Origin of the sequence: Pseudomonas sp. GCM10022186, assembly GCF_042656385.1 — a bacterium.
Classification (GTDB): Bacteria; Pseudomonadota; Gammaproteobacteria; order Pseudomonadales; family Pseudomonadaceae; genus Metapseudomonas.
In genome coordinates this window covers 245,311-264,034 of sequence record NZ_JBHSOU010000007.1, presented here as the reverse complement: position 1 = coordinate 264,034, position 18,724 = coordinate 245,311, and the positions used below count along the sequence as shown (strand labels likewise).

Sequence of the window (18,724 nt, the reverse complement as noted above, 5' to 3'; positions counted from 1 at the left end):
TAGGGTGCGCTATGCGCACCAGGCCATGGACTCCCAGGTCGACGTCAGAGCGGCTTGACTACCATCAGCGCGTACACCGCCACCAGCAGCGCCAGCGCCAGCACCGCGAGCCGACTCCGCAGCGCCATCTGGCCGGCCACCTGCGAAGCGAGCGGCTTGCCGTCCCGCAACGCCTGGCGCGCCTGGTTGCGGATGCGCACCTGCAGCCAGAACAGCGGCAGCCAGCAGAGCGCCGCCAGCAGGTAGATGCCCGCGCTCCACAATAGCCAGAGCTGGCCCAGCGGCCACCCGCCCACCTTGGCCAGGGCCAGGCCGCTGAGCGGCAACAGCAGGGCAGAGCTGGCGACGAACCAGAGTTCCAGCCGCACCAGCGAAGAGAAAGTGGCGACTATTTGCTGGAGATCACCGCTTTTCCAAGCGCGATGTACGAAGAAAAGCCCGCCCAAAACTGTACCGACAAGCACCGCGGCGAGCAGGCCATGGAAGATCTTGAGCAGGAAGTAGAGGGTCATGCCCGGCCGGTCAGTGCCGCATCAGAGCGGTTTGGCCAGCATCAGCGCCAGCACGGCGACGAACAGCAGCAGGCCGAACAGGCCGTAGACCGCGCCGAACCTGAGGCTGCGCAGGACCTGTGCCGAGCCCGGCCCGCCCTCGGCCAGGGCCTGCTCGCGCAGCCGCGACACACGGCCGAACAGCAGCAGCCAGGCGATGCAGCCGAACAGATAGAGGATGGCTCCTCCCAGCAGCCAGGCCTGTCCCAGGGGCAGGCCTGCCAGGTTCACCATCCACCAGCCGCTGACCGGCAGCGATACGGCGGCGAGGATCAGCAACGGCACGCCGATCAGCAGGATGCGCCGCAGGCTCAGGCCGATCCGCGCGGCATCGCCGGAGCGGAAATTGCGCCAGCCGTACCAGGCCAACCCCGCCAGTCCGCCGAAGAACAACAGAGTGGCCAGGCCATGGAGGATTCGCAGCAGCAGGTAGTTTTCCATCGAACGCGTCCTTGTCGGCGGGGGCGGCTGAGACAAAGCCTAGCAGCCGCCGGCCCCGGCGCCCCTACCCCAGGAAGAGCTGGTAGGCCGGGTTGTCGCTCTCGTCCCAGTGGGGATAACCGATCTCGTCCAGGGCGGCATGCACCAGCGCGCGCTCCCCGGCAGGCACCTGCAGGCCGGCGACCACGCGGCCATCGGCGGCGCCGTGGTTGCGGTAGTGGAACATGGTGATGTTCCAGCGCCCGCCCAGCTTGTTGAGGAAGTTGAACAGCGCGCCCGGACGTTCCGGGAACTCGAAGCGGAACACCATCTCGTCGCTGATGCGCACGGCATGGCCGCCGACCATGTGGCGGATGTGCAGCTTGGCCAGTTCGTTGTCGGTCAGGTCCAGCACCGGGAAACCCTGGCTGCGCAAGTTCTCCACCAGCGCCGTACGCGGGTCGGTGTCCGGGTGGGTCTGCACGCCGACGAAGATGTGCGCCTCGGCGTCGGTGTTGTAGCGGTAGTTGAACTCGGTGATCTGGCGCTTGCCGATGGCCTCGCAGAAGGCCTTGAAGCTGCCCGGGCGCTCCGGGATGGTCACGGCGATGATGGCTTCGCGCTTCTCGCCCAACTCGGCGCGTTCGGCCACGTGGCGCAGGCGGTCGAAGTTGACGTTGGCGCCCGAATCGATGGCCACCAGGGTCTGCTCGCGCACGCCTTCGCGTTCCACGTACTTCTTGATCCCGGCCACGGCCAGGGCGCCGGCCGGCTCGGTGATGGAGCGGGTGTCGTCGTAGATGTCCTTGATCGCCGCACAGATCTCGTCGGTGCTGACGGTGATCACCTCATCGACATGACGCTTGCAGATGTCGAAGGTGTGCTGGCCGATCTGCGCCACGGCAACGCCGTCGGCGAACAGCCCGACCTGGCTGAGCACCACGCGCTCACCGGCGGCCATGGCGGCCTGCAGGCAGTTGGAGTCGTCCGGCTCGACGCCGATCACCCTCACTTCGGGGCGCAGGTATTTGACGAAGGCGGCGATGCCCGCCACCAGGCCGCCGCCGCCCACCGGGACGAAGATGGCATCCAGGCGGCCCGGATGCTGGCGCAGGATCTCCATGGCCACGGTGCCCTGGCCGGCGATCACTTCCGGGTCGTCATAGGGGTGGATGTAGACGTAGCCCTTCTCCTCCACCAGCTTCAGCGAATAGGCCAGGGCCTCGGGGAAGGCGTCGCCGTGCAGCACCACCTTGCCGCCCCGGGCGCGTACGCCCTGCACCTTCAGCTCGGGGGTGGTGCGCGGCATCACGATGGTGGCCTTGATGCCCAGCTCGCGGGCCGCCAGGGCCACGCCCTGGGCGTGGTTGCCGGCCGAGGCGGTGACCACGCCGCGCGCCAGCTCCTCGCGGGACAGCTGGGCGATCTTGTTGTAGGCGCCGCGAATCTTGAAGGAGTAGACCGGCTGCATGTCCTCGCGCTTGAGGAGGATCTGGTTGCCCAGGCGCTCGGTGAGCTGGCGGGCGGGCTGCAGCGGGGTTTCCACGGCGACGTCGTAGACGCGCGAGGTCAGGGTCTTCTTCACATATTCTTCGAGCATCTGGGCTTCACTGGCGGGCATTTCACGGGAGGACCGAGTCTACCGCACGGATTCGTCGGGCGACCACATGGTTCTAGGGGTTTAGCGGCTATAATCCGCCCCTTCGACACTCCTCCACTCGGACCTCCACAGCATGACCCAGGACCAGCTCAAGCAGGCCGTCGCCCAGGCCGCCATCGACTTCATCCTCCCCAGGCTCGATGAGAAGAGCATCATCGGCGTCGGCACCGGCTCCACCGCCAACTTCTTCATCGACCTGCTGGCCAGGCACAAGATGGCCTTCGACGGCGCGGTGGCCAGCTCCGAAGCCACCGCCCAGCGCCTGAAGGGCCACGGCATCCCGGTGTACGACCTGAACAGCGTCAGCGACCTCGAGTTCTACGTCGATGGCGCCGACGAGAGCAACGAGCGCCTCGAACTGATCAAGGGCGGCGGCGCGGCGCTGACCCGCGAGAAGATCGTCGCCGCCGTGGCCAAGACCTTCATCTGCATCGCCGACGAGAGCAAGCTGGTGCCGCTGCTCGGCAACTTCCCGCTGCCGGTGGAAGTGATCCCCATGGCCCGCAGCCACGTCGCCCGCCAACTGGTGAAGCTGGGCGGCGATCCGGTCTACCGCGAGGGCGTGCTGACCGACAACGGCAACATCATCCTCGACGTGTACAACCTGCAGATCGACAGCCCGGTGAAGCTGGAAGAACAGATCAACGCCATAGTCGGCGTGGTCACCAACGGCCTGTTCGCCGCGCGCCCGGCCGACCTGCTGCTGCTGGGTACCAAGGATGGCGTGAAGAGCATCAGCCTCTGATACCCGCAGCAACTCCCGGCCGCCGGGAAACCGTCTAGATTTGATGGCTACGGCGCCCCTAGGGGCGCCGCCCCCTGTCACTCAATCAGGAGACGCCCCATGGCCGGGAAATTCCACCTGAAGAAGGCCAACGACGGCCAATTCCACTTCAACCTCAACGCCGGCAACGGCGAGACCATCCTCACCAGTGAACTGTACAAGGCCAAGGATTCCGCCTTGAACGGTATCGAGTCGGTGCGCAAGAACGCCGTTCGCGACGGCGCCTTCGAAAACAAGACCGCCAGCAACGGCAAGTTCTATTTCGTGCTCAAGGCCAGCAACGGCCAGGTCATCGGCCAGAGCCAGATGTACGCCAGCGCCGCCAGCGCCAGTGCGGGCATCGAGTCGGTGAAGAGCAACGCCCCCGGCGCCACCCTCAACGACGAAAGCTGATCAGTCCCCGGCCTGCTTGCGGAACAGGTAGAACAGGTTCGGCTCGCTGACCAGGTAGAGGTTGCCATCGTTGTCCATGGCCACCCCTTCGGCCTGCGGCACCCCGCGCTGCAGGCCGTGCATCCCGCGCAGCAGCGACAGGGTGCTGATCGGCCGGCCGTCGGCATTCAGCTCCAGCACCAGCCGCGACTCGTCCGACAGGGCCAGCAGGTGGCCGCTGCGGTCATCGTACTGCAGGCTCGACAGGTCGCGGACGAAGAGCCGCTCGTCGCGCTGCGGATCATCCACCACGTGGACGGCGAAGGGCTTGTCCGGTTTGGTATGGGGGAAACCGTGGATCTCGTAGATGCGCACCGGATCGCGCTCCTTGGCCACGAACAGGCGCTGGCCGACCGTGTCGTAGGCCAGCCCCTCGAAGCCCTTGTTGCCGGACAGGCCGATGCCCAGGGACAGCTGCTGGGATTGGCTGGCGTCGATGCGCGTGGTGTTCTCGTCCAGGCGCACCTTGATCAGGCGCTGCAGGCGCTCGTCGGTGATCACGTAGACGCCCTTGCTGATGTACTCGATGGCCTCCGGATCGCCGAAACCCTCCAGCTGGACACGCCGGATCAGGTGGCCGTCGAGGGACAGCTCGACGATCTCCGGACGCTGGTTGGTAACGGTGAAGAGGCTGTGGCGGTCGGGGTCGTAGGTCAGGGCGGAGACATCGTCCGACAGGCCTTCGATGGGCTTGGCCTCGATGGCCACCTGGTAGTCCGGCAGCCAGATGGAGCGGTCCCGCCACTCGGAGGCGTGGCGCCATTCTTGCAGGATGAACAGGCCCCGTTCGAACAGACGGAACTGCTGGGCGGCGACGCCGAGCAGCACCAGGACCAGCAGCAACAGAGCGGCTACCAGCCGCCACGGGGTCAGGAGAGAACGCATCGACAAGGACTCTGGGGTTCAGGACGCGACGAAGGATACAGAGCGCACCGGGCTTCTGCCTGAACTCAAGCTTAACGCCCGGGAGCGGGCATGGCGCGCGTTACAAAGGGGACGGACATGGCCACCTCACAGCTACCGGAAGAACGTGCACTCACCACCTTGCACACCATCGCCCTGGCGGTGGCGACCCTCGCCAACAGCGGCATCGCCCGCGCGCCTGCTGGAGGGCAGCGATGTCGCCTGCGCCGACCTCGACACCCCCGACAAGCTGATCACCCACGCCCAGGAGCTGCGCGTCTTCGCCAATGCCCTGGCCTGCACCCGGGACCCGGCCCCGGGTCTCTCCCTCGGCCTGCGCATGCACGTCTCGGCCTACGGCATCCTCGGCTACACCATGCTCGCCAGCCCCACCCTGCGCCGCCACCTGCAGCAGCTGAACACCAGCTTCCGGCGCCTGCCGGACGAAGTGCGCTACGACAAGGCGCGCCAGCTGCTGGTGCAGACCGACCTGCCCATCTACCTGATCGCCGAACAGCTCGGTTACAGCGAGACCGCCAGCTTCCGCCACGCCTTCCAGCGCTGGAGCGGGCAGTCGCCGAGCCTGTATCGGCGGTAGGGCCAACACCTTGGGGGATGATTTTCTGTAGGGGCGAATTCATTCGCCAAGGGCAGCGCAGCTGCCCCCTTCGACCTCGCAGGGCAGACCTGCGGCCTGCTTGGCGAATGAATTCGCCCCTACACCGATCCCCACCCCGTCACCGCCCTCGCAACTTGGCCGGAAATATCCCCTTTTGACCAGATCTATCGTTCTGCACCTACTAGGCTGCTGACAGAATCGGGACAAACAAGCGCCGCTTCACCAGTAGAAAAAAAAGCCCAACAAGAACAAATCCTTAGAGCTTGTGATCAGCATGACCAGCGCGATCAGTGTCGACCGTGTGTGCATGGAGTTCGGGGATCCGGGGCAGGGCGTGAAGGCCCTGGACGATGTTTCCCTGGAGATCCGCGCCAACGAGTTCTTCACCCTCCTCGGCCCCTCCGGCTGCGGCAAGACCACCCTCTTGCGGCTCATCGCCGGTTTCGAACAACCCAGCTCCGGCGCCATCCGCCTCTACGGCGAGCCCATGCAGGGCCTGCCGCCCTTCCGCCGGCCGGTCAACACCGTGTTCCAGAGCTACGCTTTGTTCCCCCATATGACGGTGGCGCAGAACATCGCCTTCGGCCTGGAGATGCGCGGCCTGGCCCGCGACGAGATCGGGCGGACCGTGCAGCGCATGCTGGAGCTGGTGAAGCTGCCGGATGTCGGCAAGCGCCGCGCCGACCAGCTGTCCGGCGGCCAGCAACAGCGCATCGCCCTGGCCCGCGCCCTGGCCAACAAGCCCAAGGTGCTGCTGCTGGACGAATCCCTCTCGGCGCTGGACCAGAAGCTGCGCAAGGAAATGCAGATCGAGCTCAAGCGCCTGCAGCACGAGACCGGCATCACCTTCATCTTCGTCACCCACGACCAGGAAGAAGCCCTGACCATGTCCGACCGCATCGCGGTGATGAGCCGCGGCCGCATCCTCCAGGTCGGCACGCCGACGGAAATCTACGAGGCGCCGCTGAACCGCACGGTGGCGGACTTCATCGGCGAAACCAACTTCCTCGAAGGCGAAGCCCTGGAACGCGGCGTGCTGCTGCCCGACGGCCAGTTGCTCAGCGCCTTCAGCCCGCGGCACGGCGCCGTGACCCTGGCGATCCGCCCGGAACGCACCTGCCTCGACGAACAGGGCAACCTGGCCGGCGAGATCGAGAACGTGGTCTATGTCGGCACCGACACCGTCTACCACCTGAACATCGCCGGGCAGAGCGGCTTCCGCGTACGCCAGCAGAACCGCAATGGCGCCCTCACCGCCTACTCCGCCGGCGAGAAAGTGCGGGTGCAAGTGCCCAGCGAAGCCATCCGGGTGCTGGCCGAATGAGCACCTTGCGTGCCCAGGCCGAACGCCGCCAGCTGCGCCGGCGCCTGTTGCTCACCAGCCCGGCCATGCTGGCCCTGCTGGTGTTCCTGGTGCTGCCCCTGGGGATCATGTTCCTGGTGTCGATCCTGGCGCCCGGCGACTACGGCGGCGTGAAGTGGGACCAGTATTCGCTCGAGGCCTACATCAACTTCCTCTACGAACGCGACCTGGACGACAGCCTGGTGTTCAACACCGACTACCTGCAGATCTTCCAGCGTTCCTTCTGGCTTTCGGTGCTGACCACGGCCGGTTGCCTGCTGATCGGTTTCCCCACGGCGCTCTACCTGGCGCTGCAGAGCGAACGCAAGCGCAACCTGCTGCTGTTCCTGGTCACAGTGCCCTTCTGGACCAACCTGCTGGTGCGGGTCTACGCCTGGATCCTGCTGCTGCGCAACGGCGGCCTGGTGGACAGCGGCCTTGGCGTATTCGGCCTCTCCGACGGCGCGCTGGGGCTGCTGTATACGGACGTCGCCGTGGTGATCGGCCTGCTCTACACCTTCCTGCCGTTCATGGTGCTGCCCATCTACACCAGCCTGGAGAAGCTCGACTGGCGCCTGGTGGAGGCGGCCTTCGACCTCGGCGCCAACCGCTTCCAGGCGCTGCGCCGGGTGATCATTCCGCTGGCCATGCCCGGCATCGTGGCCGGCGCCATCCTGGTGTTCATCCCGTCGCTCGGCAACTACATCATTCCCGAGCTGTTGGGGGGTGGTAAGGCACTGATGATCGGCAACCTGATCCAGCTGCAGTTCGGCGCCTCGCACAACTGGCCGCTGGGGGCGGCGCTGTCCTTCGCCCTGCTCGGTTTCGTGCTGCTGGCGATGCTCCTCTACAGCCTGCGCTTCAAGCAGCCCACCGCCGGGGGCCACCCATGAACCTGCACAACCCGCTCTGGCACTTCACCGGCGTGCGCCCCACCGCCTGGTTGTTCTTCGCCTTCCTCTACGTGCCGATCCTGGTGCTGGCGGCACTGAGCTTCAACGGCGGGCAGTCGGCGACCATCTGGGAGAGCTTCAGCCTGAAGTGGTACGAGGTTGTGGCCAACGACCCGGAGATCGTCCGTGCGGCGAAGAACTCGCTGATCGTCGCCACCTTCGCCACCCTGATCGCCACCGCCCTGGCCACCCTGGCGGCGCTGGGCATGCGCGGCCGCGCCTTTCGCGGGCAGACGCTGATGAACGGGGTCCTCGGCCTGCCGCTGCTGGTGCCGGAGATCGTCACCGCCGTCGCCACCCTGATGTTCTTCGCCTTCATCGGCCTGAAGCTCTCGCTCTTCACCATCCTCATCGCCCACGTGGTGTTCTGCATTCCCTTCGCCTACCTGCCGATCCGCGCCCGCCTGGAAGGCATGGACCCACGCCTGGCCGAAGCCGCCGCCGACCTCTACGCCTCGCCGTGGAAGGCCTTCTGGAAGGTGACCTTCCCCCTCTTGACGCCCGGCATCCTCTCCGGGGCGATGCTGGCCTTCATCATCTCGATGGACGATTTCGTCATCACCTACTTCGTCGCTGGGGCCGGCGCCACCACCCTGCCGGTGTACATCTTCAGTTCGATACGGATGGGCATTTCGCCGAAGATCAATGCCATCTCCTCGATCATCCTCGTGATTTCCATAGCCTTCGTTGCACTGTCCTACTACGTCGGGCAGCGCAAGCGCTGACCCGTCACGACCAGCAAGGAGCTTGACCATGACCCGTCGTACCCCGCTTGCGCTCGCCATCCTGCTCGCCACCGGCCTGGCCGGTTCCGCCCAGGCCGCAGGGACCCTGCATTTCGCCAACTGGTCCGACTACTTCCCGCCGGAGCTGCTGAAGAAGTTCGAGCAGGACACCGGCATCAAGGCGACCCTGGACGCCTACGACAGCAACGAGACCTTGCTGGCCAAGCTCAAGGCCGGCGGCGGCGCCTACGACGTGGTGGTGCCGTCGGACAGCTTCATCCAGATCATGGTGGGCGACGGCCTGCTGCAGAAGTTCGACAAGAGCAAGCTGCCCAACCTGAAGAACCTCAAGCCCAACTTCCGGACCCTCGGCTTCGACCCCGGCCACGACTACAGCGTGCCCTACCTCTGGGGCACCACCGGCTACAGCTACGACAGCAAGCAGGTGCCCGGCGGCAAGCTCGACGAGAGCTGGAAGCCCTTCTTCGAGCCGGCGCCGGAGCTCAAGGGCAAGGTGGTGGCGCTCAATTCCATCGAGGACCTCTACATCGCCGCGTCCCACTACCTGTCCATCGACCAGTGCACCGAGGACCCGAAGGACGCGAAGAAGATCCAGGACCTGCTGCTGGCGCAGAAGCCGCTGCTGGCCATGTACAACAGCGACGGCACCATCGAGCGCATGGCCGCCGGCGAGGTGGCCATGCACCAGCAGTGGAACGGCGCCTTCCACCGCGCCCACGCCCAGCGTGACAGCCTGGTCTACGTCTATCCGAAGGAAGGCATCCACGTCTTCATCGACAACCTGGTGATCCCCAAGGACGCGGTGAACGTCGAGGAGGCCCACGCCTTCATCAACTGGATGATGCAGCCGGAAAACATCGCCGCCGCCTCCAACTTCGCCAAGTACAACAACGCCATCGAAGGTTCGGACAAGTTCATGGAGAAGGAGCTGTTCGACGACCCGGCCATCAACACCCCGCAGGACAAGCTGGACCGCCTGAAGACCTTCAAGCTCTGCTCGCCCAAGGCCCTGAGCCTACGCAGCAAGGTGTGGACCAAGCTGAAGAAATAAGCACTCACCAGCTCAGCGATACCCATCGACGAGGGTGATGGGTATCGCAAAGCTCAACCCATCCTACGAACCTGCCCCTGTCGAGAAGCCGGTGCGCACGGCGCACCCTACCCCATCAACCGGCCATTGAAGTTGGCCACTTCGATCCCTTTTTGACCTTTTGCGGGGTTCTGCCCCCGGTATTCCACTGACAGAATCGAAGCGCATGCAACTAGCAGGTGCCCCACAGACGGGTGCTGATCCAACAAGAACAATGGCTAGAGAGATATGAAGATGTCCCGTGCGCTTTCGCTTCACACCACCCTTCCTCCGTCCTTCCCGCGGACACCCCGCCTCCACCCTTACTGACCGCCCGCGCACAGCCGGATGCGCAACGGACCCGGCCTCGCACGTGCACGGATGGCTCGCAACGCGACCCAGGCGCCGCCCAGCGGCGCGCAGTAAACCGGAGAGAACAATAATGGCCACCCCTTCCGCCAACCTCAGCACCAGCGGTAGCCTGCCGAACGAATTCACCCACAGCGCCCAGGGCACCTCCCTGCGCCGGATACTCGGCCTGCCCGCCCTGGTGTTCTTCGGCCTGGTCTACATGGTGCCCCTGACCATCTTCACCACCTACGGCGTGGTCACCGAGATGACCGGCGGGCGCACCGCCCCGGCCTACCTGGTGACCCTGCTGGCGATGATCTTCACCGCCCTGTCCTACAGCTTCATGGTCCGCCGCTATCCCATCGCCGGATCGGCCTACTCCTACACCAGCCTTAGCTTCGGCCCCGGCGTGGGCTTCCTCGCCGGCTGGTCGCTGCTGCTGGATTACCTGTTCCTGCCGATGATCAATTACCTGGTGATCGGCCTGTTCCTCAATATCGCCTTTCCCGAGGTTCCGGCCTGGGTCTTCGTGGTCGGCTCCATCGCCCTGGTGACGGTGCTGAACATCCTCGGCATCAGCTCGGTGTCAGGGATGAGCAACCTGATAGTCACCGCGCAGGTGGTCTTCGTCCTGGTGTTCCTGGCCATGGCCGGCAAAAGCCTTTCCGGCACCCCCTTAGACTTCAGCGCGCCCTTCGTCGGCGACGGCAGCCAGCCCGGGCTGGCACCCCTGATGGCCGGTGCGGCGGTGCTCTGCCTGTCCTTCCTTGGCTTCGACGCGGTGTCCACCCTGGCCGAGGAAGCCCGCGACCCGAAACGCGACATTCCCCGCGCCATCGTCATCACCACGGTGGGCGCCGGCGTGCTGTTCTTCGTGCTGGCGCTGGTCGCCCAACTGGTGTTCCCCGGCACCACCTTCCAGGACGTGGACGCCGCCGCCAACGAAGTGATGCTCAAAGCCGGTGGCCAGTTCCTCGCCGCCTTCTTCACCGCCGCCTATGTGGCCGGTGCGGCCGGCTCGGCCCTGGCCTCCCAGGCCTCGGTATCGCGCATCCTCTACAGCATGGGCCGCGATGGCATCCTGCCGCGACGCCTGTTCGGCACCCTGTCGGGACGCTACCAGACCCCCACCGTCGCCATCCTGATCGTGTCCCTGGTGTCGCTGCTGGCGGTGGTCATCGACCTCGCCACCCTGGCCTCGATGATCAGCTTCGGCGCCCTGGTGGCCTTCTCTGCGGTGAACCTGGCGGTGATCCGCACCTACCTGTTCGACGGCCGCCCGCGCCAGTCCGGCGACGTGCTGCGCTACGGCCTGGTGCCGCTGGTCGGCTTCGCCCTGATCGCCTGGCTCTGGACCAGCCTCTCCGCCCTGACCCTGGCCATCGGCCTCGGCTGGTTCGCCGCCGGCCTGGCCTACCTGGCCGTGCAGACCGGCGGCTTCCGCCGTCCGGCGCCCCGGGTGCAGTTTTCCGAGCACGAATGAACCCGCTGATCCGCTAGCCGAAAGGAGACGCCGATGCTGACGATCTATTCCGACGACCACCACCTGCACCACGGCAAACACGAGCTTATCGGTGGCCAGTTCACCCCCTGCTTCGAGAAGCCGAGCCGCGCCGACATGGTGCTGGACCGGGCGAAGGCGGTGAACCTGGGCGCCATCCAGGCGCCCAGCGACTTCGGCCTGTCACCCATCCTGCGGGTGCACAGCGAAGGCTTCGTCAACTTCCTGAAGAACGCCTGGAGCGACTGGCAGGCCAAGGGCCGCAGCCACGACATGCTGCCCATCGCCTGGCCGACCCGGCGCCTGCGCCAGGTGGAGCCCACCGATATCGACGGCCGCCTCGGCTACTACTCCTTCGACGCCGGCGCGCCCATCACCGCCGGCACCTGGCAGGCCATCACCAGCTCGGCCAACGTCGCCCTCACCGGCCAGGCCGAGTTGCGCAAGGGCGCTCGCGGTATCTTTTCCCTGTGCCGCCCGCCGGGCCACCATGCCGCCGCGGACTACATGGGCGGCTACTGCTACCTGAACAACGCGGCCGTCGCCGTGCAGGCCATGCTGGACGCCGGCGCCAGGCGCGTCGCGGTGCTGGACGTGGACTACCACCACGGCAACGGCACCCAGGACATCTTCTACGACCGTGCCGATGTGCTCTTCACCTCAATCCACGGCGATCCGCGCTTCGAATACCCCTACTTCCTCGGCTTCGCCGACGAAAAGGGCGTGGGCGCCGGGGCCGGTTTCAATTTCAACTACCCCCTGGCCGAAGGCAGCGACTGGTCGGTGTGGAGCCTGGCGCTGCTGGACGCCTGCCGGCAGATCGCCGAATACGCGCCGGACGCGCTGGTGGTGTCGCTGGGTGTGGACACCTTCAAGGAAGACCCCATCTCGCAGTTCAAGCTGGACAGCCCGGATTACCTGCGCATGGGCGAGATCATCGGCAAGCTCGGCCTGCAGACGCTGTTCGTGATGGAAGGGGGCTACGCGGTGGAGGAGATCGGCATCAACGCGATCAATGTGCTGCAGGGGTTCGAGAGCGTGGCCTAGGGCCCTGGCCCTATCGTTGTAGGGGCGAATTCATTCGCCAGGCAGGCCGCAGGTCTGCCCGGGGATCCTGCAGGGGGCTGCGTTGCAGCCCTTGGCGAATGAATTCGCCCCTACAGGCCCCGAGCGACGATCTTTGTCTGGCTCAGTTCACCCGCTCGACGAGCTCCACATCCACTTCGCGGCCCATCAGGTCGCGGTCCACTTCGCCGGTGAGCTTGACGGTGTCCTTCTCGCCGATGGCCTGCGGCGGCCAGTCTTCGTCGTCGATTTCCACCTTCATGGTGCCGGTGGCGTCCTTGAACTCGTAGATATCACCCTTGATGCGCTTGACGATCTGCCCCTGCAGCACGACCGGGGCATCGTCCGCGGCGTCCAGGGCTGCGGCGACGGTATTGATCTGCGCAGTGGCGCCGGGGCCGGTGTAGCTGCTGGCCATGACGGCGGTGGAGAACAGCGGTACGGCCAGCAGGGCGAGGTATTTGGCTTTCATGGAGGTGATCCCGTTGTGTGGTTGACGGGATCAGGCTAGGGCGAGCGGCTGAAACGAGGCTTAAAAGCGCCTTAAGCGAAACTTAACGACCGGCCCGCTGGTGGAAATCCACCTCGTGGATTTCCACCCTGCGGCACTCAGCCCCGATCGGCGCTGACCACCAGCTCCTTGCGGAACACGTAGAACAGGTTCGGCTCGCTGACCACATAGATGTCGCCGCTCTCATCCATGGCCACGCCTTCGGCACGGGGAATACGGCTTTCCAGGCCGTTCATGCCGCCGAGCAGGCTGATGAAGCTGACCGGTTCGCCCTGCTCGTCCAGCTCCAGCAGCAGGTTGGACTGCGCCGACAGCACCAGCAGGTGGCCGGTACGCGGGTCGATGCTGAGGGCCGAGAGATTGCGCATGCCCAGGCCGTAGCCGGGCAATGGGCGCAGCACTTCGCCCAGGGTGTCGCTACCGTCGCTGCCGAGGCTGAACAGGGCCACCGGGCCGCGCTCCTTTCCAAGGATCAGCCGCCCCTTGGCCGGGTCCCAGGCGATGCCTTCGAAGCCCTTGTTACCGGAGTCGGGGAAGCCCAGGTCGAACTCCGGCGTGCTGCCGGCGCTCAGTTCGCGGGTGTCCGGGTCCAGTTCAAAGATCGACAGGGTGCGGCGGCGCTCGTCGGTCACCGCCACATGGCCACCTTCGAGCACTGCCACCCCTTCGGGGTTGGAGAAGCCCTTCAGCGGAATCTTGCGCAGGACCTCGCCGTCGCGGCTCAGCTCCACCAGGGTCGGCGACTTGCCGGTGACGGTGAACAGGGTTCCGGTGACCGGGTTATAGGCCAGGTCCGAGGTTTCGTCGTTCTCCAGACCCGCCAGCGGTTTGCCCTGCAGCACCGCCTTGTAGCCCGGCAACCAGATGCTTTCGGCGCGCTGCTCCTGGGACAGCTGCTGCTCAGCCAGCCAGACCAGGGCACGGTCGTCCCAGTGCATGTAGCGCGTGAGCGCGGTGGTACCAGCGATGGCAGCGACCAGGCCCAGCAGCAACCAACGGCGGCGGATGAACGGAAGGAAGCGAAGGGGCATCAGGTACTACTCGACGATGAGATCGGGAGAAGATAGCGAAATGCCAGTGAAAGTTTCGTGAAACTGGCCGCCGCCGGTCGGCCGGGTCAGATGACCCGGCTGTCGAAGGAGCTGTGGCCCACCAGCTCCAGTACCAGCTCGTCGCCCTGGTTCAGCGGACCGACACCCACCGGGGTGCCGGTGAGGATGACGTCGCCCGGCTGCAGGCTGAAATGGCCGGCCATGTGCTGGATCAGCGGCAGGATGGCGTTGATCATGTCGCGGCTGTTGCCGTCCTGGCGGATCTCACCGTTGATGGTCAGGCGAATGCCGATGTCGTCCAGGCTCTCCGGGGCGTCGCCCGGCACGAAGGGCGCCAGCACGCAGGCGCCGTCGAAGGACTTGGATATTTCCCAGGGCAGGCCCTTCTCCTTCAGCTTCGCCTGCACGTCACGCAGGGTCAGGTCCAGGGCCGGGGCGAACCCGGAGATGGCGTCGCGCACTTCCTCTTCATCGGGGTGGCGGGACAGCGGCTTGCCGATCAGCACGGCGATCTCGGCTTCGTAGTGCACTGCGCCGCGGTCCTGGGGAATGCTGAAACCACCGACCAGGGGCACCACACACGAACCCGGCTTGATGAACAGCAGCGGCTCGGTGGGCACGGGGTTGTTCAGTTCCTTGGCGTGCTCGACGTAGTTGCGGCCAATGCAGACCACCTTGCCCAGGGAAAAGTGGATCGGGGTGCCATCGACGTACTGGTGCTGGTAGCTCATTGACCGACTCCTGAACGGTTTCCATACGAAACAGGCGGTGGATCGCTCCACCGCCTGCCTGCTCAATTGAATATTTTTCCGGGGTTCATGATGCCGTTGGGATCGAACACAGCCTTGATCGCCTTCATCACCGCGATCTCCGGTTCGGAACGGCTGTAGCCGAGGTAATCACGCTTGGTCATGCCCACGCCGTGCTCGGCGGAGATGGAGCCGTTGTATTTCTCGACAGTTTCGAACACCCACTTGTTCACGGTGGCGCACTTGGCGAAGAACTCGTCCTTGGACAGGTTCTCCGGTTTCAAGATGTTCAGGTGCAGGTTGCCGTCGCCGATATGGCCGAACCAGACCACTTCGAAGTCCGGGTAGTTGGCCTCGACTATGGCGTCGATGTCATGGAGGAAGGCCGGCACCCTGGAAACCGTAACCGAAATGTCGTTCTTGTACGGCGTCCAGTGGGAAATGGTCTCGGAGATGTACTCGCGCAGCTTCCAGAGGTTCTGCAGCTGCTGCTCGCTCTGGCTCATCACGCCGTCCAGCACCCAGCCCTGCTCGACGCAATGCTCGAAGGTGGCCAGGGCGTCGTTGGCGATCTCCTCAGAGGCGGCTTCGAATTCCAGCAGCGCATAGAAGGGGCACTCGGTCTCGAAGGGCGCCGGCACGTCGCCACGGGCGAGGACCTTGGCCATGGCCTTGTCGGAGAAGAACTCGAAGGCGGTCAGGTCCAGCTTGCTCTGGAAGGCGTGCAGCACCGGCATGATGGAGTCCAGGTCCGGCGAGCCGAGGACCATGGCGGTGAGGTTCTTCGGCGCGCGATCCAGGCGCATGGTGGCCTCGACCACGAAGCCCAGGGTGCCCTCGGCGCCGATGAACAGCTGGCGCAGGTCATAGCCGGTGGCATTCTTGATCAGGTCGCGGTTCAGCTCCAGCAGCTCGCCGGCGCCGGTGACCACCTTGAGACCGGCCACCCAGTTGCGGGTCATGCCGTAGCGAATCACCTTGATCCCGCCGGCATTGGTGCCGATGTTGCCGCCAATCTGGCTGGAACCGGCGGAAGCGAAGTCCACCGGGTAGTACAGGCCCTTGTCCTCGGCGAAGTTCTGCAGCTGCTCGGTGACCACGCCCGGCTGGCAGACCACGGTGCGGTCGTACTCGTTGAACCCGAGGATCTGGTTCATGTAGTCGAAGGCGACCACCACCTCGCCGTTGGCAGCAACCGCCGCAGCGGAGAGGCCGGTACGACCGCCGGACGGCACCAGCGCCACCTTGTGCTGGTTGGCCCAGCGCACGATGGCCTGCACCTGCTCGATGCTCTTGGGGAAGACGATGGCGCTGGGCGCAGGGGCGAAATGCTTGGTCCAGTCCTTGCCGTAGGCGTCCAGGGACGCGGCGTCGGTCAGGACCTTGCCAGGCTCGACAAGGGTCTTCAGCTCTTCGATCAGGGCAGCGTTGGTCATCAGAGGAACTCTCAAATCATTCATGGTCGCCCTGAGAACGATTCAGGTCGCAACCGAGCAAGGGAAAAGGAGATCATGCTAGCATACGCACCCCGCGAATCGTGCGCTGCAGCCGATTTTCCGGGTAGCAGCCAAGTCCTCCCACGGCCCGCTTCTGTCATTTTTACCGGGATACATAGGTACGCAGATGAGCAAGACCTCTCTCGAAAAGAGCAAGATCAAGTTCCTTCTCCTCGAAGGCGTCCACCAGAACGCCGTGGACACCCTGAAGGCCGCCGGTTACAGCAACATCGAGTACCTCAAGGGCGCCCTCTCCGGTGACGAACTGAAAGAGAAGATCGCCGACGTCCACTTCATCGGCATCCGCTCGCGCACCCAGCTCACCGAAGAGGTGTTCGACTGCGCCAAGAAGCTCATCGCCGTCGGCTGCTTCTGCATCGGCACCAACCAGGTCAACCTCAATGCGGCCCGCGAGCGCGGTATCGCCGTGTTCAACGCCCCCTACTCCAACACCCGCTCGGTAGCCGAGCTGGTGCTGGCCGAAGCCATCCTGCTGCTGCGCGGCATTCCGGAGAAGAACGCCTCCTGCCACCGCGGCGGCTGGATCAAGTCGGCGGCCAACTCCTTCGAGATCCGTGGCAAGAAGCTCGGCATCGTCGGCTACGGCTCCATCGGCACCCAGCTCTCGGTACTGGCCGAGGCCCTCGGCATGCAGGTGTTCTTCTATGACACCGTGACCAAGCTGCCGCTGGGCAACGCCACCCAGGTGGGCAACCTGCACGAGCTGCTGGGCATGTCCGACATCGTCTCCCTGCACGTGCCCGAGCTGCCGTCCACCCAGTGGATGATCGGCGAGAAGGAGATCCGCGCGATCAAGAAGGGCGGCATCCTGATCAACGCCGCCCGAGGCACCGTGGTAAAGCTGGACGCCCTGGCCGAAGCCATCAAGGACGAGCACCTGATCGGCGCCGCCATCGACGTGTTCCCGGTCGAGCCCAAGTCCAACGATGAAGAGTTCGAGAGCCCGCTGCGTGGCCTGGATCGCGTGATCCTGACCCCGCACATCGGCGGCTCCACCGCCGAGGCCCAGGCCAACATCGGCCTGGAAGTGGCGGAGAAGCTGGTCAAGTACAGCGACAACGGCACCTCGGTGTCCTCGGTCAACTTCCCCGAAGTGGCCCTGCCGTCCCACCCGGGCAAGCACCGCCTGCTGCACATCCACCAGAACGTGCCGGGCGTGATGAGCGAGATCAACAAGGTGTTCGCCGACAACGGCATCAACATCTCCGGCCAGTACCTGCAGACCGACGAGAAGGTCGGCTACGTGGTGATCGACGTCGATGCCGAGTACTCGGACCTCGCCCTCGAGAAGCTGCAGCACGTCAACGGCACCATCCGCAGCCGCGTCCTCTTCTAAGGACTGCGCGCATGAAAAAGGGAGGCCGCGCCTCCCTTTTTCTTTGCCGGCGCCCGGCCGGACGGGCTTCGAATCACTTCACCGTGATGGTGATCTGGTCCGAAACCACCGGTGGGTCCAGCGGTACGTGGTTCTTGTCGCCCACCAGCAGCTGCAGGGTGTATTTGCCCGGCGGCAGGGTGACCTCGGTTTCGGTCTGGCCCTTGCCGAAATGACGGATGCTGTCGGTCATCGGCAAGGGGCGGTCCATAGCCGGCTGCTGGTCCAGGTTGATCAGCAGGTGATGGTGGCCGGTGGCGGGCATATCGACGCCAGCAGGCGCGACACCCATGCCCTTGAGGCCGAACTTGATGGTGGAGGTATGGCCGACGGTGGCGCCATCCGCCGGTTCGATGAAATACACCTGCGCACCCTCGGGTGCCGGAGTACGCGGAATGGCCGCCAGGGTGGCGGTGGCGGCGCCGAACAGCAGGGCGCCAAGGCTCAGTAAAGACAAAGTCCTCATTGCACATCTCCATGTTTTTGTGAGCCAGACACCAGACCCCATGCAACCAGATAGGTTCACTGTTGTCCGAGCAAGGCGCTCTATCCGCGCCCGCCGAAGAATCCATAACGAATCGAGGATGTTCCCCATGCGCCTGCTGTACTGCCTGCCCGCCCTGTTCGCCCTGCTGAGCCCCCTGGCCCAGGCCGAACTGCTCGACGACATCTGGGAACGCGGCAGCCTGCGCATCGCCCTGGAGGAGAACAATCCGCCCTACAGCTACCGCGAAGACGGCAAACTGACCGGCTTCGAAGTGGAGCTGGGCCGCGCCCTGGCGAGTGAGTTGAACGTCGATGCGGAATTCGTGGTGGCAGAAGACGGCAAGCTGCTGGAAGGCCTCCAGGCCGGCCGCTACGACATCGCCCTGGACCAGTTCGGGGCCGCGCCCCAGGGCCCCCTGGAGTTCAGCGAGCCCTACGCCTTCCCCCTGGCCGAGGCCGAAGGCGACAACGGCGTGGCGCAGCCCTTGGCAATCCCCTTCCAGAAGGGCAACCCGGCCTTCCGCGACACCCTCAACCGCGCCCTCGACAAGCTGAAGTCCGACGGCCGGCTGGGCGAGCTGTCGCAGCAGTGGCTGGGCAAGGACCTCAGCCAGCCGGCCGCGGCCTCGCGCTGAGCC

General features: G+C 65.3%; 20 protein-coding genes. 11 read left to right on the top strand and 9 right to left on the bottom strand.

The features are described 5' to 3' along the window. Positions 1–44: 44 nt before the first annotated feature. The 3 genes from ACFPU0_RS05315 to ilvA all read right to left on the bottom strand — a co-directional run bounded on the left by ACFPU0_RS05315 (position 45) and on the right by ilvA (position 2,571). Positions 45–512, bottom strand: coding sequence for a DUF2269 family protein (locus ACFPU0_RS05315; RefSeq protein ID WP_377691743.1), 468 nt, complete (start codon positions 510–512; stop codon positions 45–47). A 21-nt stretch (positions 513–533) separates the two neighbouring features. Next, the gene (locus tag ACFPU0_RS05310; protein WP_377691742.1) at positions 534–992 is read right to left on the bottom strand and encodes a DUF2269 domain-containing protein; all 459 of its coding nucleotides are present in this window, start codon (positions 990–992) and stop codon (positions 534–536) included. A gap of 64 nt (positions 993–1,056) precedes the next feature. Continuing rightward, the gene (ilvA, locus tag ACFPU0_RS05305) at positions 1,057–2,571 is read right to left on the bottom strand and encodes a threonine ammonia-lyase, biosynthetic (RefSeq protein WP_377691741.1); all 1,515 of its coding nucleotides are present in this window, start codon (positions 2,569–2,571) and stop codon (positions 1,057–1,059) included. Positions 2,572–2,704: 133 nt separating this feature from the next. On the opposite strand from ilvA, the gene rpiA reads away from it, so the two are divergent. Beyond that, a complete protein-coding gene (gene rpiA, locus ACFPU0_RS05300; protein ID WP_377691740.1) occupies positions 2,705–3,376 on the top strand; it encodes a ribose-5-phosphate isomerase RpiA in 672 nt (223 codons plus the stop codon). Between the two features lie 99 nt (positions 3,377–3,475). Beyond that, positions 3,476–3,808, top strand: coding sequence for a YegP family protein (locus ACFPU0_RS05295; RefSeq protein WP_377691738.1), 333 nt, complete (start codon positions 3,476–3,478; stop codon positions 3,806–3,808). Here the strand turns inward: ACFPU0_RS05295 and ACFPU0_RS05290 are convergent, their stop codons facing one another. Beyond that, positions 3,809–4,732: an SdiA-regulated domain-containing protein gene (locus ACFPU0_RS05290; protein ID WP_377691737.1), complete on the bottom strand. Its 924-nt coding sequence runs from the start codon at positions 4,730–4,732 to the stop codon at positions 3,809–3,811. Positions 4,733–4,877: 145 nt separating this feature from the next. On the opposite strand from ACFPU0_RS05290, the gene ACFPU0_RS05285 reads away from it, so the two are divergent. The 7 genes from ACFPU0_RS05285 (at position 4,878) to ACFPU0_RS05255 (ending at position 12,378) form a co-directional block, all read left to right on the top strand. Then, on the top strand, positions 4,878–5,348 hold the full coding sequence (locus ACFPU0_RS05285; protein ID WP_377691735.1) for an AraC family transcriptional regulator: 471 nt from the start codon (positions 4,878–4,880) through the stop codon (positions 5,346–5,348). Between the two features lie 295 nt (positions 5,349–5,643). Further along, entirely contained in the window at positions 5,644–6,693 is a 1,050-nt protein-coding gene (locus ACFPU0_RS05280) for an ABC transporter ATP-binding protein (protein WP_377691734.1), read from the top strand. Then, entirely contained in the window at positions 6,690–7,604 is a 915-nt protein-coding gene (locus tag ACFPU0_RS05275) for an ABC transporter permease (RefSeq protein WP_377691732.1), read from the top strand. The genes ACFPU0_RS05280 and ACFPU0_RS05275 overlap by 4 nt, the downstream gene beginning before the upstream one ends. Beyond that, complete coding sequence (locus tag ACFPU0_RS05270; protein WP_377691731.1) at positions 7,601–8,389, top strand: ABC transporter permease; 789 nt, start codon at positions 7,601–7,603, stop codon at positions 8,387–8,389. The genes ACFPU0_RS05275 and ACFPU0_RS05270 overlap by 4 nt, the downstream gene beginning before the upstream one ends. A gap of 28 nt (positions 8,390–8,417) precedes the next feature. Next, positions 8,418–9,461, top strand: a complete 1,044-nt coding sequence (locus ACFPU0_RS05265; RefSeq protein ID WP_377691730.1) for an extracellular solute-binding protein — start codon at positions 8,418–8,420, stop codon at positions 9,459–9,461. A 460-nt stretch (positions 9,462–9,921) separates the two neighbouring features. Beyond that, positions 9,922–11,313, top strand: coding sequence for an APC family permease (locus ACFPU0_RS05260; protein ID WP_377691729.1), 1,392 nt, complete (start codon positions 9,922–9,924; stop codon positions 11,311–11,313). Between the two features lie 33 nt (positions 11,314–11,346). Then, positions 11,347–12,378, top strand: coding sequence for a histone deacetylase family protein (locus ACFPU0_RS05255; protein ID WP_377691728.1), 1,032 nt, complete (start codon positions 11,347–11,349; stop codon positions 12,376–12,378). A 142-nt stretch (positions 12,379–12,520) separates the two neighbouring features. Here ACFPU0_RS05255 and ACFPU0_RS05250 read toward each other — a convergent pair whose 3' ends face one another. From ACFPU0_RS05250 to ACFPU0_RS05235, 4 genes are all read right to left on the bottom strand, one after another. Next, complete coding sequence (locus ACFPU0_RS05250) at positions 12,521–12,868, bottom strand: NirD/YgiW/YdeI family stress tolerance protein (RefSeq protein ID WP_377691727.1); 348 nt, start codon at positions 12,866–12,868, stop codon at positions 12,521–12,523. A gap of 137 nt (positions 12,869–13,005) precedes the next feature. After that, positions 13,006–13,938 carry an SdiA-regulated domain-containing protein gene (locus tag ACFPU0_RS05245; RefSeq protein WP_377691726.1) on the bottom strand — a complete coding sequence of 311 codons (933 nt, stop codon included), beginning with the start codon at positions 13,936–13,938 and terminating at the stop codon, positions 13,006–13,008. Positions 13,939–14,024: 86 nt separating this feature from the next. Continuing rightward, positions 14,025–14,690, bottom strand: coding sequence for a fumarylacetoacetate hydrolase family protein (locus ACFPU0_RS05240; protein WP_377691725.1), 666 nt, complete (start codon positions 14,688–14,690; stop codon positions 14,025–14,027). Between the two features lie 62 nt (positions 14,691–14,752). Continuing rightward, the gene (locus ACFPU0_RS05235; RefSeq protein ID WP_377691724.1) at positions 14,753–16,144 is read right to left on the bottom strand and encodes an FAD-binding oxidoreductase; all 1,392 of its coding nucleotides are present in this window, start codon (positions 16,142–16,144) and stop codon (positions 14,753–14,755) included. Positions 16,145–16,331: 187 nt separating this feature from the next. Between ACFPU0_RS05235 and serA the strand changes: the two genes are divergently transcribed. Next, on the top strand, positions 16,332–17,561 hold the full coding sequence (gene serA / locus ACFPU0_RS05230; protein WP_377691723.1) for a phosphoglycerate dehydrogenase: 1,230 nt from the start codon (positions 16,332–16,334) through the stop codon (positions 17,559–17,561). A gap of 73 nt (positions 17,562–17,634) precedes the next feature. Here the strand turns inward: serA and ACFPU0_RS05225 are convergent, their stop codons facing one another. Further along, positions 17,635–18,066 carry a DUF4399 domain-containing protein gene (locus tag ACFPU0_RS05225; RefSeq protein ID WP_377691722.1) on the bottom strand — a complete coding sequence of 144 codons (432 nt, stop codon included), beginning with the start codon at positions 18,064–18,066 and terminating at the stop codon, positions 17,635–17,637. Positions 18,067–18,193: 127 nt separating this feature from the next. On the opposite strand from ACFPU0_RS05225, the gene ACFPU0_RS05220 reads away from it, so the two are divergent. Next, entirely contained in the window at positions 18,194–18,721 is a 528-nt protein-coding gene (locus ACFPU0_RS05220) for a transporter substrate-binding domain-containing protein (RefSeq protein WP_377691721.1), read from the top strand. The last annotated feature ends 3 nt before the right edge of the window (positions 18,722–18,724 follow it).